The organism is Amycolatopsis sp. NPDC089917 (assembly GCF_040684635.1).
Classification (GTDB): Bacteria; Actinomycetota; Actinomycetes; order Mycobacteriales; family Pseudonocardiaceae; genus Amycolatopsis.
Genome location: NZ_JBFBGL010000016.1, coordinates 87,887 through 102,648, shown reverse-complemented (window position 1 = coordinate 102,648; position 14,762 = coordinate 87,887). Strand labels below are relative to the sequence as shown.

Here is a 14,762-nt window from a genome sequence, read left to right as displayed (position 1 = left end):
TGCCCGCGGACGCCCGCGGTGGGCGAGCGCCGGTCAGAGCTTTTCCGCGACCGGGATGACTTCCGCGCCGATCTTCTCGACGAGGTCGAGGTCGGGGAGCCCGGGAATGGACCCGATCGCGACGTCGACGCCGAGTTCCGCGAGCTTGCCGAGCGCGTCGTTCAACTCGCCGGTCTTCTCGCCCTTCGGCCCGATGTCGAAGGTGTGATAGACGGTCTTGGTGATCTCGGCGTAGTCGCGGCCCTCGTTTTCGCAGTGCTGCTTGAGCACGTCGAGTTTGCGCTCGAGGTCCGGTCCGTCGAAGAGATTGCACATGTCGCCGTACTTCGCGACGAACCGCAGCGTCTTCTTCTCACCGCTGCCCCCGATCATGATCGGCGGATGCGGCTTCGACAGCGCCTGCGGCACGTTCATCAGCCTGTCGGCCTGATAGTGCTTGCCCTGGAAGGGACCGTCGTCGTCACTCCACATCTGCCTGATGTACCGCAGCGTCTCTTCCAGCCGCTCGAAACGCTCGGCGGTGGACGGGAACGGGAAGCCGAGCCCGCGCGATTCCTCTTCGTTCCAGCCCGCGCCGATACCGAGAATGGCGCGGCCGCCGGAAAGGACGTCGAGGGTCGTGATGGCCTTCGCCAGCAGGCCGGGTTCGCGATAGTGCACCCCGGTGACGACGGTGAGCAGTTTCGCGCGTTCGGTGTGCGCGGCGAGGAAGCCGAGCGCCGTGTAGGCCTCGATCATGTCGTTCTCGGGCGGGCCGACGACCGAGATCTGGAAGAAGTGGTCCATCAGGGCGACGGAGTCGAAGCCGGCTTCGTCGGCTTTCCTGGCGACGGCCGCCAGATCGGCGCCCAGCGAGCTCGCGCCCTTCGGCCACGTGAGGTCCGGGATCTGCAAACCGAGTTTCATGCCATCGACGGTATACCCGGAGTTACTCCACGTGGGAACTCAGAAATCCCTGATCAAGGAAACCCTGCCGCGCAAGGGATCCGTCACGTACACCGTTCTGGTGCGCTGGTCGATCGCGATCGCGCCGGGGTTCACGCCGAGTGACAGGTCGCCGGTGAGCAGGCTCGTGACGCCGTCGATCCTGGCGACCCCGTTGGGTCCTCCGTTGGCGTAGACGGTGTTCGATCCTTCGTGGACCGCGACCGCCGACGATTCCGAGCGCAGCAGCACGGTCGCCTTCTCCTTGCGCGCGGCGCCGTCCACGACGGACAGATGATGGATCGCCGAATTCGCGACGAACACCGTCCCGGACGGGCGGTGCACGGCGACCCCGGTCGGGGACTGTCCGACCGGGATCCCGCCGGTGAACTTGCCCGCGCCGATGTCGTAGACCTCCAGCGAGTTCGTGTCCGGGCTGGTGCAGTAGGCGAGCTTGCGCCCGCTGTCGACCGCCGTCGACGCCAACGACCGCGTGGGGCCGGGGAGCAGGTTCAGCATGCGGCAGCCGACGCCGTCGATGACCGCGAGCGTCCCGGTGAGGTCGCTCACCGCGTAGGCGCGGTTCGCCTGCTCGTCGACGTCGACATCGGACGCGCCCGGACCGGCGGGCACCACGCTGACGACCTCGTTGACCAGCCCGTCGATGACGAGGACGGTCCCGCCCGGCGGGTTGGCGACGTAGACCCGGTTGGTCACGGTGTCCACGGCCAGCCCGGCGGGTTCGCCGCCGACCGGGATCACGTCGCCGACCGTGCCGCTCCGCGAGTCGAGGACGACGACCGTTCCGGTGGCCGGGTCCGAGACGTAGGCGAAGCCGGTGACGGAATTCACCGCGACCGCCTCCGGGGCGCCCCCGACCTCGACGACGAGCACCTTCTCGGCTCTGGCCGCCGGCGCGAAGGCGACCGCGGAAGCACCGGCCGCGGCCAGCGTGAGCAGGGCTCGGCGGCTCAGTTCGGGTCCTCGCACGGGCGCCTCCCCATGAACGTTCCGGGGTTCGACGATAACCCGCGATCCGAGCGGGCGAAGGAACTTCGCGTCCCCCGAAAGCGTTGTTTCCGATGAGTAACCCCTCACTGGAGAAAGAAAGGAGCAGGACGCCGTGCACAAACACCAGAACGGACTGAAGACCGTCGTCCTGCTCGGCGTGCTGTCCGCGCTCATCGTCGGGATCAGCGGGTTCTTCGGCCGGGGAGCGCTGCTCATCGGCCTGGTGGTGGCGCTCGGCGTCAACGCGTACGCCTATTTCAACTCCGACAAGCTGGCCCTGCGGGCCATGCGCGCCCGGGCGGTTTCCGAGGCCGAGCAGCCGGCGATGTACCGGATCGTGCGGGAGCTGGCGACCACGGCGCGGCAGCCGATGCCGAGGCTCTACATCAGCCCCACGCAGGCCCCGAACGCCTTCGCGACCGGCCGCAGCCCCCGGCACGCCGCGGTGTGCTGCACCACCGGCATCCTCGACCTGCTCGACGAGCGCGAGCTGCGGGCGGTGCTCGGGCACGAACTGTCCCATGTCTACAACCGCGACATCCTCATCTCGTGCGTCGCGGGCGCGCTGGCGAGCGTGATCAGCGTGATCGCCAACATCGCGATGTTCGCGAGCGTCTTCGGCGGCGGCGACCGCGAGGACGGCGACAGCCCGCTGGTCGCGCTGCTCCTGGTGCTGATCGGGCCGATCGCGGCCGCCGTCGTGAAGCTCGGGGTGAGCCGCTCGCGGGAGTACCAGGCCGACGCGTCGGGCGCGGAACTCACCGGTGATCCGCTCGGCCTCGCTTCGGCGCTGCGGAAACTCGACCAGGGGACGCGCGCGGCCCCGCTCGTTCCTGAGCCGAAGCTGGTCTCGCAGTCGCACCTGATGATCGCGAACCCCTTCCGGCCGGGCGAGGGCCTCACGAAACTCTTCTCGACCCACCCGCCCATGGCCGAACGCATCCGCCGCCTGGAAGAAATGGCCCGCCGCCCCTTCTGACCCCACCCTCGCCCTCCGTCCCGGATCGCGTTTAGCCCGCTAAACACAGGTCGCGCGCTCCTTCCCCCCGGCCTCCAGATCGCGTTTAGCGGGCTAAACGAGGGTCGCGGCCGCCCATGCCTCGAAACGTCAGGAAAGGGTCGTTCAGGACGAAAAACGTCATGAAAGACCCTTTCCTGACATCCACGACGCCAGCCCCGCCCCAGATCGCGTTTAGCGGGCTAAACGCGACGTCCCAGGTAGTGGGAGGGGGAATCGGGCGGCGGACCTGCGGGTTCCCCGGGCATGGGTTCCGCACAGCAGTTGCACCTCGGGGTCGCGCTCGACGGGGCCGGGCAGCACCCGGCCGCCTGGCGGGTGTCCGACGTCCGCCCGGCCGCCTTGTTCACCGCCGCCCACTACCTAGCCCACGCGAAGCTCGCCGAAGCGGCTTCGCTCGACTTCGTCACCCTCGACGACACTCTCGCGCTCCAACCCGGCGGCGAGGAGGTCGTCCGAGGCAGGCTCGACGCCCTGCTGACCTTCGCCGCGATAGCCTCCGTGACCAGCGGAATCGGCCTCGTCCCGACGGTCACCACCACCCACACCGAGCCGTTCCACATCTCGACGGCCGTCGCTTCGCTCGACTTCGCGAGCAGAGGCCGCGCAGGCGTCCTCGCGGTCCCTTCGCGCACCGAAGCCGAGGTCGCGCACTTCGGCAGGCGCACGCTGCCGTCCGAGGTGGACGCCGAAGCGGAGAACGCCGAGGTCGTCGACGTCATCGCGCGCCTCTGGGACAGCTGGGAGGACGGAGCGATCATCCGCGACGAGCCGACCGGCCGCTTCATCGACCGCGAGAAACTGCACTACGTCGAGTTCGAAGGCCGCTTCTTCGACATCAAGGGACCTTCGATCACGCCACGCCCGCCGCAGGGCCACCCCGTCGTCGCGGTCTACGGCGACTCGCCCTACGCGCGCGGCGCCGACGTCGTCCTGATCGACGAGGTCCGCGACGCCCGCGAGCGTTTCCCGGACGCCAAACTCCTGGCCGGTCTCTCGATCGTGCTCGCCGAAACCGAGCAGGCGGCCATCGACCGCCGCCGCGCGCTGGAGGCCCACGCGCCCTTCCCGCCGGGCCTGAGCTTCACCGGCACTCCCGCCGACCTCGCCACCGAACTGCCCCGCATCGCGGCGTCGGCCGGCCTCGACGGTTTCCACCTCCGGCCCGCGGTCCTGCCCGACGACCTGGCGCTCTTCACCGCCGAGACCGTCCCCGCGCTCCAGGCCGCGGGCGCGTTCCGGCAGGCCTACACCGGCACCACCCTGCGCGACCACCTCGGCCTCGGGGTCGCCGCCAACCAGTACGCGGAGGCGTGACAGATGCCCAAGCAGGTCAAACTCGCCGCGCACTTCCCCGGCGTCAACAACACGACCGTGTGGAGCGACCCGCGCTCGGGTAGCCAAATCGACTTTTCCTCCTTCGAGCACCTCGCGCGCACCGCCGAGCGGGGCAAGTTCGACTTCCTCTTCCTCGCCGAGGGCCTGCGCCTGCGCGAGCACGCGGGCAAGATCCTCGACTCCGACGTCGTCGGCAGGCCGAACACCACCACCGTGCTGGCCGCGCTCTCCGCGGTCACCACCCGCCTCGGCCTCGCGGGCACGCTGTCGTCGACCTTCAACGAGCCGTACGAGGTCGCCCGGCAGGTCGCGAGCATCGACCACCTCTCCGGCGGCCGCGCCGCGTGGAACGTCGTCACCTCGCCGGACTCGTGGACGGGGCAGAACTTCCGGCGCGGCGGCTTCCTGAAACGCGAGGACCGCTACCGTCGTGCCGAGGAATTCCTCGCCACCGTGCGCGAACTCTGGGACAGCTGGGCACCCGGCGCGCTGGTGGGGGACAAGGAGAACGGCGTCTTCGCGCGCGACATCGGCCGCTTCGTCCACAGTGGACCGCAGTTCGACATCCGCGGCGAGTTCACCGTCCCGAGGACGCCGCAGGGACAGCCGATCGTCATCCAGGCCGGGGACTCCGACGAAGGCCGGGAATTCGCGGCCAAGACCGCCGACGTCATCTTCAGCCGGCACGGTTCACTGGAAAGCGGCAAGGAGTTCTTCGCCGACGTCAAACGCCGCCTCCCCGCCCACGGCCGCGAGCCCGGCGAGCTGCTGATCATGCCCGCCGCGACCTTCGTCCTCGGCGACACCGAGGAGGACGCGCACGAGTACGCACGGGAGATCCGCTACCAGCAGGTCCGCCCGGCCACCGCGATCCAGTTCCTCGAACAGGTCTGGAGCCGCGACCTCTCCGCCTACGACGCCGACGGCCCGCTGCCCGAGATCGACCCGGACCCCGACGCCGAACCGCTGACCTGGGGACGCGTCCGGCACGAGAAGGATCCGCTGGCCGTGGCCGCGAAATGGCGGGCGATCGCGGAGGAGAAGAAACTCTCGATCCGTGAGCTCGTCATCGAGGCGACCGCGCGCCAGCAGTTCGTCGGCACCGCCCGGCAGGTCGCGGAATCGGTCAACGAGTACGTCCAGAGCGACGCCGCGGACGGCTTCGTGCTGGTCCCGCACCTGACCCCGGGCGGCCTGGACGCCTTCGTCGACGACGTCGTCCCGCATCTCCAGGAGCGGGGTGTCTTCCGGACCGACTACACCGGGGACACCCTGCGCGAGCACCTGTTCAGCCGCTAGCACCCTGGGTGCGCGCGACGTTCATCAGATATTCGCCGTAGCCGGACTTCGCCAGCTTCGCGCCGAGCGCGAAGCACTGGTCCGCGTCGATGAAGCCCATCCGCAGCGCGACCTCCTCGAGACAGGCGATCCGGACGCCCGTCCGGTGTTCGAGGACCTGCACGAACTGGCCCGCTTCCAGCAGCGAGTCGTGCGTGCCGGTGTCGAGCCAGGCGAACCCGCGGCCGAGATCGACCAGGGTCGCGCGGTCCTGCCGCAGGTAGGCGAGGTTGACGTCCGTGATCTCCAGTTCCCCGCGCGGCGAGGGCTTGAGGTCACGGGCGATCTCGACGACCTGGTTGTCGTAGAAGTACAGGCCGGTGATGGCCTTGTTCGACTTCGGCTTCTCGGGTTTCTCCTCGATCGAGAGGAGCTTGCCGTCGGCGTCGATCTCGCCGACGCCGTAGCGCTGCGGATCCTTGACCGGGTAGCCGAACAGCACGCAGCCGTCGAGCGCCGTCGCGGCGGCCTGGAGCCTGCTGGAGAACCCCTGGCCGTAGAAGATGTTGTCGCCGAGCACGAGCGCGACGTCGTCATCGCCGACGAAGTCCGCGCCGATGACGAACGCCTCGGCCAGCCCGTTGGGGGCGGCCTGCTCGGCGTAGCTGAAGCTGAGCCCGAACTGGCTCCCGTCGCCGAGCAGCCGCCGGAAATGCGGCAGGTCTACGGGCGTCGAGATGATCAGGATCTCGCGGATCCCGGCGAACATCAGCACCGAGATCGGGTAGTAGATCATCGGTTTGTCGTAGACCGGCAGCAGCTGTTTCGAGATCGCCTGGGTGATGGGATGCAGACGCGTCCCACTGCCCCCGGCCAGCACGATGCCCTTCATGCGCAGCCCCCACTCCCGTAGCCGTCCTCTCGACGACTCACACTACCGGGTGGGTCAGAACGCCGGGCCCTTCGCGAAATAGGCCTTGCAGCCCAGGTTGTACTCGGTGGAGATCTGCAACACGTTCTTGCCGCCGTCGACCGGCAGCAGTGTCGAGCTGTAGTTGGGGCAGAAGTTGTTGTGGATGCCCACGACGTGCACCGGCGCGGGCAGTTCGTACCAGTTCCCGGCGCCGAAGTTGTCGTTCGCGAGCAGGACCTGGCCGTTCTTGTCCTGCGGGACGCCGGCGGCGTCGGTGTAGATCTGCCCGACCATCACCAGCCGCACCCCGTTCGGGCCGCCGGGGAACAGCGTGATCGTCTGGGCGTGCTGGAAGTAGTTGCCGCTGGCGGTGGTGACGCGGGTGCCGGGATCGAGCGGATCGCCCCAGTTGGCGCCGTCCGAGGAGATCTTGAAGTACGGGTCGCAGTACCGGTCGCCGTAGTTGCAGATCTCGTAGGCCAGGTAGTACCGGCCGTCGGGGAGGCGGCGGATGATCGGCATCCCCGGCCGCACCCGATGAGGAGGGATGGCCATGGTGCGCTGCTTGGTGCCCCAGTTCACCCCGTCGGTGGACGCGACCCGGTTCATCACCTGCGCGAACTGCGGCGCCTCGGTCTCGTCGGCGTAGTGCAGCCACAGCGTGCCGCCCGCGTCGACGACGAACTCGGGCTCCCAGATGCCGTCGTGGTTGTGCGAACGGGCGGCTTCGGACAGGAAGGACCAGCTGCGGCCGGCGTCGCGGCTGTACCAGATCTTGATGCCGATCCGCCGCTGCGGACCGGCGTCCTGCCGGTAGCTCGCGGCCCACAGCAGGGTGCCCGCGCGAAGCCTGCCGACCCGCTGCGGCAGTTCGTACAGCGTCCCGCAGCACATGCCGTAGCGGCCGTCACGGTCGCGGATCTCGCCGATCTTGTGGAAGGTCTCGCCCTCGTCGGTGCTCTCCATGATCGGCGTGAACTTGCCGCTGCCGTCTTCGCTGGTCAGCGAAGCGAGGATGCGGCCTTTGCCGATCGCGGAATGCTCCAGGCGGATGAGCCGGGCGTAGGAGCCATAGCCGGGCACGAGCTGTTGCCGGTCCGCGGCCTGCGCGGACGTGAACAGGGACGCGATCACGGTGAGTGACAGCGCGAGGGCGAGTGCGGAGCTGAAACGGCGCTTCATCGAGACCTTCCTTGAACGCGATCGCCGGATTACAACACGGACATTTGTCCATTTCGGACTCCCGCGAAGGCGTTGCGGCAGAAACCCACGCCCGGGTGGCCTGAATCGCTCGGCCGGGTGGTCCGGTAACGCTGGGCGATCGGTCGGCGAAGATCCCATGACCGAACAACTAGGGGGAGTCCGTGATCAGGCGCTTGTCCGCGGCGTCGGCCGCCGTGCTGCTGACCGTCGGCCTGGTGGCCTGCGCGCCGCCGAACCTGGGCCGCGTCGTTTCGCACGCCGCCGCCCCGGACGAACTGCGCTCACCCTCGGCGACCCCCAAGCCGCCGCCGACGTCCAGCACCACCCCGCGACCCGGCCCGCAGCCGGAGGAGAAGCACTCGGGCAAGGGGAGCGCGTCGGTCCCGATGACCTGGCCGATGCGCCTCGGCTTCGTGACCTTCGACTGTCCGAAGTGCTCAGGGCACGTCGCGGTCAACACCGAGAACGAGTTGATCGTCAACGACGTCGGCCCGTACAAGGGCACGCAGTGGATCAACGACATGCCGGGCCACCAGGCGAAGACGTTCACCATCAAGGCCAACGCCGCCTGGACGCTGACCATCACCGACGAAAGCGGCCTGCCGGTGCTCGAACCGGGCAAGCCCCTCTCGGGCAAGAGTGAAGCGGTTTTCCGGGTGCCCGACGCCGTCTCGTCGGTCGCCGTCGTCACCAAGAACAGCGGCCGTACCGCGGTGTGGGTGCATAGCGGCGACTACTCGGACCTTCCCGTGAACCAGCTCGGCGACTACAAGGGCGACGTGCCCGTGTCCGGCCCGGCCTATCTCTCGGTAGAAGGCGACGGGACCTGGACGGTCACCGCGTCCTAGCTATGACGAAGGCCACCTTCGAGGGTCTCGAAGGTGGCCTTCCTCGCCTGGATCACCGGTAGTTCGTGAACTGCAGCGCGATCTCGAAGTCCTTGCCCTTCAGCAAGGCGATCACGTCCTGCAGCTGGTCCTTCTTCTTGCCGGACACCCGCAGCTGGTCGCCCTGGATCTGCGCCTGGACCCCCTTGGGGCCCTCGTCACGGATGAACTTGGCGATCTGCTTCGCCTTGTCCGACGCGATCCCCTGCAGGATCTTGCCGCCCACCTTGTAGATCTTGCCGGACAGCGCCGGCTCGTCCGCCTCGAACGCCTTCAGGGAGATACCGCGCTTGATCAGCTTCTCCTTGAACACCTCGACCGCCGCCAGCGCGCGCTCTTCGGTCTCGGACTCGATCGCGATCGCTTCTTCGCCGGACCAGTCGATCTTGGTCCCGGTGCCCCGGAAGTCGAACCGCGTACCGAGTTCCTTGCTGGCCTGGTTCAGGGCGTTGTCCACCTCCTGGCGATCGACCTTGCTCACCACGTCGAAAGAGGGATCCGCCACGTGTTCTCACACCTCGTACTCGCTTGTCAGGAGCTTCCACCCTAGCCCTGCGGAACCCGGTTGACCGGCCCGCCACGGCATTGGGTATTCTTTCGTCTCGGCCGGGGAGACCCGGCCACGGCGAGTTGCCCGAGCGGCCAAAGGGATCTGACTGTAAATCAGACGGCACAGCCTTCGGGGGTTCGAATCCCTCACTCGCCACACCAGAGCGGCCCCTGTGACCAGGTCACGGGGGCCGCTCTCGTTCGTTGAGGCGCTTACCGTCCGCGACCCCGCCGCTGCGGCCACGCCGGGTGGCTCTCCGGTTCGACCAGGTCTTCGAGGTAGGTGTGGTCGCTGAAGTCGTCGTCGGTCACGGGCGCTTTACGGGCGCGCCGGGGCGCGGCCACCGGCTCTGGTGCCGCTTCGAGTTCGGCGGCGATCTCGGCCAGCTGTGGCCATAGCTTCTCCTGGGCCTTCGGCGCGAACAGTGCCTGCGCGAGCGGATGCTCGCAGGCCCCGGTGGCGACTTCTTCCCAGCTGAACTTGCCGTCCCGGACGCAGCCCGCCGCCCGGGTCAGCCGCGGCGAGGCGCCGGGCCGTTCCGCCGCGAGGCGGAAGACCTCGGCCGTGAACTGCGACGCGTCGACCATGATCGCCACCTCCGTCGTACTCCCGCCGCTACGCGGAGTAAGACGACCCTACCGAGTCCGGTAGCGCAACAGCACGATCCCTGAAGTGAATGCCCGCTCCTCGACCAGGCGGAGTTTCGGTACGCCGGTGGCACTCTCGAACAGCCGGCGACCTTCCCCGACCACGACCGGATAGACGAACAGCCGGTACTCGTCGACGAGGCCCTCGGCGATGAGCGCGCGCACCAGCGAAATGCTGCCGGTGGTCACGATGTCCTTGCCCTCGGCGGCCTTCAGTCCCTCGATCTCCGAGCGAAGCTCGCCGGAGAGCACCGTCGTGTTCTCCCACTCCGGCTCCGTCAGAGTGCCGGAGACCACGTACTTGCTCACCGAGTTCAGATAAGCCGAAATCCCTGTCGTGTCTTCGGTTTGTTTCGGCCAGTAGCCGCGCATGTCCTCGAAAGTGACGCGTCCGGTCAGGAACGCGTCGGCGTTCTCACGTTGTTCGCGCAGTGCGGCCATGACGTCGGACTGATCGGTGTCGCCCGGGACGAACCAGTCTCCCGCCAATTCGATCACGCCGTCGATCGTGCAGTTCTCCGTGACGATCAATTCCCGCATGCGCCCGACCGTACCGCCGCCCACCGACAAGAATGGACCGATGATCGAGCCGCCGCCCTGGCCCGCCACGCCGCTGGCCCACGGATCCGTTGTCCTGCGCGAATTCGCTGAAACCGACGTTTCGCTCGTCCTCGAACTCGGCGAAGATCCCTACGTGCCGCTCATCGGCAGCCTGCCCGCGCATCCGACCCGCCGGGAGGCCGAAGACTGGGTGCGACGGCAGCAGACCCGTCACGCCGAGGGACGGGGCTTCCCCTTCGTGATCGAGGCCGACGGGACCGCGGTCGGCACGATCGGCCTCTGGCTGCGGAAACTGTCCGAAGGCATCGGGATCCTGGGCTATTCGGTCTCGCCCCGGCATCGGCGACGCGGGATCGCGACTGACGCGCTCAAGGCGATCACCGGCTTCGCTTGGACGGTCCCCGGTGTCGAGCGGATCGAGCTGTGCATCGAGCCGTGGAACCGCGGCTCGTTTCGCGCGGCCGAGAAAGCGGGCTATCGGCGTGAAGGGCTGCTGCCCGCCCATCAGGAGATCGGCGGGATCGCGCGGGACATGTTCCTCTATGTGTCGCCGTGAACGGCGTGCCTCGACGGGTACCACGTCTCACCCGCGGGTTCGCCCGCCATGTTCCAGCTCCACGACACGGTGGGCGTGACGCGCGCGTAGATCCCCGGACCGAAGACCCCCGTGCGTTCGACGGGCTCGGCGGCCTCGCCGTAGATCCGGACACCGCGCGCGACGAACGGGTCCAGTGAGACCAGGTCGTCGATGACCAAGGCGACTTTCCGTTGTCCTGCTTGGATGTTGCGGAACTTTCGGGTCACGAGGACCGACGCGCCCGCGCCACCGACCCAGAAATGCGTCCCGTCGAACTCGAACGCCAGCGGGACGACGTCGGGCTGCTCGCCGTCCTCGGACAGAGTCGCGAAGCGGGCCAGGGGTTGTGAGCGCAGGTACTCGATCTCGTCCTCGGTGAAGGCCATGACGTCATTCTCCTCGGCTAAGCCGTGAGCGCCTGCGCGCCGTTGAGCACCAGCATGTCGGTGACGAAGCAGACCGGGGTGCCGTCGGCGTTCCGGCCGATCCAGGTCGGGTAGCTCCCGTCCCCCCAACCGGTGGCGAACGCGATGATGTTGCCGTCGGCTCCTTCCGGGGTGATGTCGACGTGGGGATCCACCTCGGCGAACTTCTCCATGAGGTCGTCGTCCACCTCCTCGGGGAGAGCGTCGGCGTCGGCGAAACAGCCCGTCCCGCTGTCGACGCCGTAGCCGTAGAACTCCCCGTCTCCCAGGAAGAGCGCGTTCTGACCCGGCCAGACGGCGACTTCCCAGGTGGCCACCGGAACGTCGGCGACGACGAGTTTGGCGGCGGCGACCCGCTCGTGGGTGGGCTCGTCGACGAACCGGATCACGGCGAGCTCGACCCGGTGCTCCCCGGGCGGGACCGTGACCGTGAAGTGGTCGGAATCCGGGTCGAGGAAGGCCGGATCCGAGGCGACGAGCCTGCCGCTGGGCATCCGGAGCTTCCCGGCGTCCTGAAGTTCGATCTCCACGAGACCGTGGTCGTTGCTCAACGCGAAACGCGTGCCCGCGGTGAACATCTCCACCATGCCGCTGGGCCGCAAAGGAACCGACGGGCGCCAGGGACGCTCGTCGACGGGAAGCGGCGAATCGGTTTCGGGGGCCTCGGGCATCCGCAGCGTCAGCGGCCCTGAGTTCGCGAGAGATTCCCAGTCACCGAAAGCGGGCTTCGGGCTGGTCAGCTCGGACACCGGCTTGTGCGCGCGGCCGCTGCTGGAGCCGCCCGCGTAACCGTCGGGCGCCTGATGCATCCAGCCTTCGCCTTCGGGCCCGAACGACATCTCCACGCGGCCTGCGGTCTGTTTGTCGAATTCCTCCTGGTCAGGGGTTTTGTAAGTCCACTGCTCGACGCGTACGAGGAACAAGGCACCGTCTTCGAGCAGGCGGTACTCGAACGAAGCGCTCCGCCTGCCCTGCTCGTCGATGTGCCGGCAGCGGGCGAAATGGTGCTCCCAGGCGATCTCCAGCAGCACCGACGGCGACCCGGCGCCGGGACGAACCAGCGCGACGGCGTACTGCTCACCAGCGGCGTCGCGTTCCCGCGCGGTACCGGGCGCGAGCCTGCCGACCAGAGCAAGGGTGGCCGGATCCCAACCCTCACAACAGATGACTTCGAACGAAGTCCCCTCAGACATGCAGCGGACCCTAGCGGGCGACACCGACAAAAACACTAGGCTGTTCGTTTACGAAGGGAGACAACGTGTTCGCGATCCAGCCGTGGCATCTGCTCATCCTGGTCCTGGGGGTCGTCTTCGTCGCGGCGGTCATCGTCGCGGTGGTGATGGCGGGCAGGAATCGCTGACCTGCTCGCGGATCGCGTAGTCGCCGAAGGCCGGTTCCAGCAGTTCGAAAGCCCGCTGTGCCGCCTTCGTCAGCGCCTCGGCGATCTCGGCATCGCTCTCGCCGGAATGCGAGCGCCGGAGGACCTCGCGGAAGAGGACGCGGTCGATCGCGTTGAGCTCGGCGGCCGCCATGACCGGCGTGACGTCGTCCGTGTCGGCTCCGGTCTCGGTCGTGAGCAGCACGGCGAGCGCTTCTTCCCGTAGTTCGTGCAGTTCACGCAGCCGTGCGGTCAACGTCGGGCTCTCCAGCACCATCGTCGCGAAAGCCGTTCCGGTGAAGCCGATCACCGGGGAGTGCTCGGCCAGGGCGTCCAAGAAGGTGCGCCGAAGCGCGGCCAGCGCCGACTCGCCCGGCTTCCGGTCGCGGACGGCGTTCGCCAGCCCGTTCGTGAACTCCTCGTGCTGATCCAGCGCCAGGTCTTCTTTGCGCGCGAAGTAGTTGGTGACGGTCTTCTTCGCGACCCTCGCCGCCGTCGCGATCTCGGCGATCGTCGTCTCCTCGAAGCCCTTCTCGATGAAGAGAAGCGTCGCCTTGTCGGAGATCAGTTGTCGTGTCTCCTGCTTCTTGAGCTCTCGTAAGCCCACATCCGCGCTGGTCATGGACGAAGTTTACCACCGTAGTAAAAATATCCTTGACTTCCGGTAGGTCGGGTGTAAACTTACGTCCGTACTACCAAGTAGATGAGAGAAGAGGCTCCTTGACCGCTCGAATCCCCCAAGGCAACGAAGGCATCAACCGCGCCCAGGTCCGCCGGAGCGACCGCCGTCAGCAGCCGTTCCCTGGCCGCTCGATGCCGGTGCGCCGCTCGACCGGCGTCCCGCGCCGCCGGTCGTACTGACCGATCAGCTCGTCCGAGAACTCATCGCCGACCGAAGGGGATAGCCCATGAACGTCCTTGCCTCCACCGTTTCGCTGACCGTCGACGACGTCGCCGCCTCCAGTCGTTTCTTCACCGAGCACTTCGGCTTCACCGAGCAGATGGCCGCGGAGGGTTTCGTCTCCCTCGGGCACGAAACCGCGAAGGTGGCCATCGTCCTGCTTCGGGCGGGGATCGAGGTCCTGCCGGAGAACCTGCGGCAGGTGCGCGCGGCCGGCGTGATCGTGGCCTTCACGGTCGAGAACCTCGAAGCCGAGGAGAAGCGCCTGCGCGAAGCAGGTGTCGAGATCACGTTGCCGCTGCGGGAAGAGTCGTGGGGAGAGCGCCTCTTCATGGTCACCGACCCGAACGGCGTGCCCGTGGAACTCGTGGAATGGGTGCAGCAGTAGGGAAAGCCGAAGCGGGTCTCGGTTCATGGTGGACCGAGACCCGCTTTGCGCCGTCGCCGCCTACTTCATCGTGGCGAGCTGGATCAGGTTGCCGCAGGTGTCGTCGAAGACCGCGGTGACCACGGGGCCCATGTCGACGGCGTCCTGGGTGAACTCGACGCCCAGCCCCTTGAGTCGCTCGACCTCGGCGTACACGTCGTCGACGGCGAACTGGGTGAAGGGGATCCCGTCGTCGGTCAGTGCCTTCTTGAACGGCTTCGCCGCGGGGTGACCGTCCGGTTCCAGTAGCAGTTCGACGCCGTCGGGATCGGCGGGGGAGACGACGGTGAGCCAGCGGGCGTCGCCGGTGGGCACGTCGGTCTTCTTGGTGAACCCCAGCTTCTCGGTGTAGAAGGCCAGCGCCTTGGCCTGGTCGTCGACGAAGACGCTGGTGATGGTGATCCGGATCATGGGTTCGGTTCCTCTCGGTCGATGGGCCACCGCTCGACGATCGACCGCAGCGGACTCGTGTCGATGTGGTGGAACTTGTAGCGGCCCTGCCTCCGGGTGTGCACCAGGCCCGCCTGTTCGAGCATCGCGAGATGCTGCGAGATGGCCTGCCGCGAAGACGCCAGGCCGTGCTTCATGGTCAGCCTGCCGCAGATCTCGAACAGGGGCTGACCGTCCTTTTCGGTCAGCTCGTCCAGGATGGTGCGCCGCGTCGCGTCGCCGATCGCCTTGAACAGGTCGCCGTCCACGACACCGTTTATAGGCAAGTCGTCAC

The 14,762-nt window shown here is 67.8% G+C and carries 19 protein-coding genes and 1 tRNA gene; 8 read left to right on the top strand and 12 right to left on the bottom strand.

What is annotated here, in order from left to right:
- Positions 1–33: 33 nt before the first annotated feature.
- Positions 34–906 (bottom strand): LLM class F420-dependent oxidoreductase, encoded by an 873-nt coding sequence (locus AB0N89_RS14720; protein WP_364204529.1) that lies wholly within the window; start codon positions 904–906, stop codon positions 34–36.
- Positions 907–945: 39 nt separating this feature from the next.
- Complete coding sequence (locus tag AB0N89_RS14715; RefSeq protein ID WP_364204527.1) at positions 946–1,914, bottom strand: hypothetical protein; 969 nt, start codon at positions 1,912–1,914, stop codon at positions 946–948.
- A 133-nt stretch (positions 1,915–2,047) separates the two neighbouring features.
- Here AB0N89_RS14715 and htpX point away from each other — a divergent pair, with 133 nt between their 5' ends.
- The 3 genes from htpX to AB0N89_RS14700 all read left to right on the top strand — a co-directional run bounded on the left by htpX (position 2,048) and on the right by AB0N89_RS14700 (position 5,590).
- Entirely contained in the window at positions 2,048–2,914 is an 867-nt protein-coding gene (gene htpX, locus AB0N89_RS14710; protein WP_364204525.1) for a zinc metalloprotease HtpX, read from the top strand.
- 285 nt (positions 2,915–3,199) lie between these two features.
- A complete protein-coding gene (locus tag AB0N89_RS14705; protein ID WP_364204523.1) occupies positions 3,200–4,270 on the top strand; it encodes an LLM class flavin-dependent oxidoreductase in 1,071 nt (356 codons plus the stop codon).
- Positions 4,271–4,273: 3 nt separating this feature from the next.
- A complete protein-coding gene (locus AB0N89_RS14700; RefSeq protein WP_364204521.1) occupies positions 4,274–5,590 on the top strand; it encodes an NtaA/DmoA family FMN-dependent monooxygenase in 1,317 nt (438 codons plus the stop codon).
- Here the strand turns inward: AB0N89_RS14700 and rfbA are convergent.
- On the bottom strand, positions 5,580–6,461 hold the full coding sequence (gene rfbA / locus AB0N89_RS14695) for a glucose-1-phosphate thymidylyltransferase RfbA (protein ID WP_364204519.1): 882 nt from the start codon (positions 6,459–6,461) through the stop codon (positions 5,580–5,582). The two genes, AB0N89_RS14700 and rfbA, sit on opposite strands and share 11 nt — an antisense overlap.
- A 54-nt stretch (positions 6,462–6,515) precedes the next feature.
- On the bottom strand, positions 6,516–7,664 hold the full coding sequence (locus tag AB0N89_RS14690; protein ID WP_364204517.1) for a sialidase family protein: 1,149 nt from the start codon (positions 7,662–7,664) through the stop codon (positions 6,516–6,518).
- Between the two features lie 182 nt (positions 7,665–7,846).
- Between AB0N89_RS14690 and AB0N89_RS14685 the strand changes: the two genes are divergently transcribed.
- The gene (locus AB0N89_RS14685; RefSeq protein WP_364204515.1) at positions 7,847–8,533 is read left to right on the top strand and encodes a hypothetical protein; all 687 of its coding nucleotides are present in this window, start codon (positions 7,847–7,849) and stop codon (positions 8,531–8,533) included.
- A gap of 52 nt (positions 8,534–8,585) precedes the next feature.
- On the opposite strand, the gene AB0N89_RS14680 is transcribed toward AB0N89_RS14685, so the two are convergent.
- Positions 8,586–9,077: a YajQ family cyclic di-GMP-binding protein gene (locus AB0N89_RS14680; RefSeq protein ID WP_005152002.1), complete on the bottom strand. Its 492-nt coding sequence runs from the start codon at positions 9,075–9,077 to the stop codon at positions 8,586–8,588.
- A 119-nt stretch (positions 9,078–9,196) separates the two neighbouring features.
- On the opposite strand from AB0N89_RS14680, the gene AB0N89_RS14675 reads away from it, so the two are divergent.
- Positions 9,197–9,278, top strand: a tRNA-Tyr gene (locus AB0N89_RS14675).
- A gap of 56 nt (positions 9,279–9,334) precedes the next feature.
- On the opposite strand, the gene AB0N89_RS14670 is transcribed toward AB0N89_RS14675, so the two are convergent.
- A complete protein-coding gene (locus tag AB0N89_RS14670) occupies positions 9,335–9,709 on the bottom strand; it encodes a hypothetical protein (protein ID WP_364204513.1) in 375 nt (124 codons plus the stop codon).
- Positions 9,710–9,757: 48 nt separating this feature from the next.
- Positions 9,758–10,309 (bottom strand): dihydrofolate reductase family protein, encoded by a 552-nt coding sequence (locus AB0N89_RS14665; RefSeq protein ID WP_364204511.1) that lies wholly within the window; start codon positions 10,307–10,309, stop codon positions 9,758–9,760.
- A gap of 40 nt (positions 10,310–10,349) precedes the next feature.
- On the opposite strand from AB0N89_RS14665, the gene AB0N89_RS14660 reads away from it, so the two are divergent.
- Positions 10,350–10,886 (top strand): GNAT family N-acetyltransferase, encoded by a 537-nt coding sequence (locus AB0N89_RS14660; protein WP_364204509.1) that lies wholly within the window; start codon positions 10,350–10,352, stop codon positions 10,884–10,886.
- Here AB0N89_RS14660 and AB0N89_RS14655 read toward each other — a convergent pair.
- From AB0N89_RS14655 to AB0N89_RS14645, 3 genes are all read right to left on the bottom strand, one after another.
- Positions 10,871–11,293, bottom strand: a complete 423-nt coding sequence (locus tag AB0N89_RS14655; protein WP_364204507.1) for a PPOX class F420-dependent oxidoreductase — start codon at positions 11,291–11,293, stop codon at positions 10,871–10,873. The two genes, AB0N89_RS14660 and AB0N89_RS14655, sit on opposite strands and share 16 nt — an antisense overlap.
- 17 nt (positions 11,294–11,310) lie before the next feature.
- Positions 11,311–12,525: a DUF4241 domain-containing protein gene (locus AB0N89_RS14650; protein WP_364204506.1), complete on the bottom strand. Its 1,215-nt coding sequence runs from the start codon at positions 12,523–12,525 to the stop codon at positions 11,311–11,313.
- Between the two features lie 129 nt (positions 12,526–12,654).
- Positions 12,655–13,332, bottom strand: coding sequence for a TetR/AcrR family transcriptional regulator (locus AB0N89_RS14645; RefSeq protein WP_364204504.1), 678 nt, complete (start codon positions 13,330–13,332; stop codon positions 12,655–12,657).
- Between the two features lie 98 nt (positions 13,333–13,430).
- Here AB0N89_RS14645 and AB0N89_RS14640 point away from each other — a divergent pair, with 98 nt between their 5' ends.
- Positions 13,431–13,571 carry a hypothetical protein gene (locus tag AB0N89_RS14640; RefSeq protein WP_364204503.1) on the top strand — a complete coding sequence of 47 codons (141 nt, stop codon included), beginning with the start codon at positions 13,431–13,433 and terminating at the stop codon, positions 13,569–13,571.
- 47 nt (positions 13,572–13,618) lie between these two features.
- Positions 13,619–13,999: a VOC family protein gene (locus AB0N89_RS14635; RefSeq protein WP_364204501.1), complete on the top strand. Its 381-nt coding sequence runs from the start codon at positions 13,619–13,621 to the stop codon at positions 13,997–13,999.
- A gap of 60 nt (positions 14,000–14,059) precedes the next feature.
- Here AB0N89_RS14635 and AB0N89_RS14630 read toward each other — a convergent pair whose 3' ends face one another.
- Together AB0N89_RS14630 and AB0N89_RS14625 are read right to left on the bottom strand one after the other, a co-directional pair.
- Complete coding sequence (locus AB0N89_RS14630) at positions 14,060–14,449, bottom strand: VOC family protein (RefSeq protein ID WP_364204499.1); 390 nt, start codon at positions 14,447–14,449, stop codon at positions 14,060–14,062.
- The gene (locus AB0N89_RS14625) at positions 14,446–14,736 is read right to left on the bottom strand and encodes a metalloregulator ArsR/SmtB family transcription factor (RefSeq protein WP_364204497.1); all 291 of its coding nucleotides are present in this window, start codon (positions 14,734–14,736) and stop codon (positions 14,446–14,448) included. Before AB0N89_RS14625 ends, AB0N89_RS14630 begins: the two co-directional genes overlap by 4 nt.
- Positions 14,737–14,762: the final 26 nt, after the last annotated feature.

Excerpts from the sequence above, each read along its gene's own strand:
- AB0N89_RS14720 (WP_364204529.1), bottom strand. The coding sequence starts at position 906 with ATGAAACTCGGTTTGCAGATCCCGGACCTCACGTGGCCGAAGGGCGCG.
- AB0N89_RS14705 (WP_364204523.1), top strand. The coding sequence starts at position 3,200 with ATGGGTTCCGCACAGCAGTTGCACCTCGGGGTCGCGCTCGACGGGGCC.
- AB0N89_RS14700 (WP_364204521.1), top strand. The coding sequence starts at position 4,274 with ATGCCCAAGCAGGTCAAACTCGCCGCGCACTTCCCCGGCGTCAACAAC.
- rfbA (WP_364204519.1), bottom strand. The coding sequence starts at position 6,461 with ATGAAGGGCATCGTGCTGGCCGGGGGCAGTGGGACGCGTCTGCATCCC.
- AB0N89_RS14690 (WP_364204517.1), bottom strand. The coding sequence starts at position 7,664 with ATGAAGCGCCGTTTCAGCTCCGCACTCGCCCTCGCGCTGTCACTCACC.
- AB0N89_RS14670 (WP_364204513.1), bottom strand. The coding sequence starts at position 9,709 with ATGGTCGACGCGTCGCAGTTCACGGCCGAGGTCTTCCGCCTCGCGGCG.
- AB0N89_RS14665 (WP_364204511.1), bottom strand. The coding sequence starts at position 10,309 with ATGCGGGAATTGATCGTCACGGAGAACTGCACGATCGACGGCGTGATC.
- AB0N89_RS14660 (WP_364204509.1), top strand. The coding sequence starts at position 10,350 with ATGATCGAGCCGCCGCCCTGGCCCGCCACGCCGCTGGCCCACGGATCC.
- AB0N89_RS14655 (WP_364204507.1), bottom strand. The coding sequence starts at position 11,293 with ATGGCCTTCACCGAGGACGAGATCGAGTACCTGCGCTCACAACCCCTG.
- AB0N89_RS14650 (WP_364204506.1), bottom strand. The coding sequence starts at position 12,525 with ATGTCTGAGGGGACTTCGTTCGAAGTCATCTGTTGTGAGGGTTGGGAT.
- AB0N89_RS14645 (WP_364204504.1), bottom strand. The coding sequence starts at position 13,332 with ATGACCAGCGCGGATGTGGGCTTACGAGAGCTCAAGAAGCAGGAGACA.
- AB0N89_RS14635 (WP_364204501.1), top strand. The coding sequence starts at position 13,619 with ATGAACGTCCTTGCCTCCACCGTTTCGCTGACCGTCGACGACGTCGCC.
- AB0N89_RS14630 (WP_364204499.1), bottom strand. The coding sequence starts at position 14,449 with ATGATCCGGATCACCATCACCAGCGTCTTCGTCGACGACCAGGCCAAG.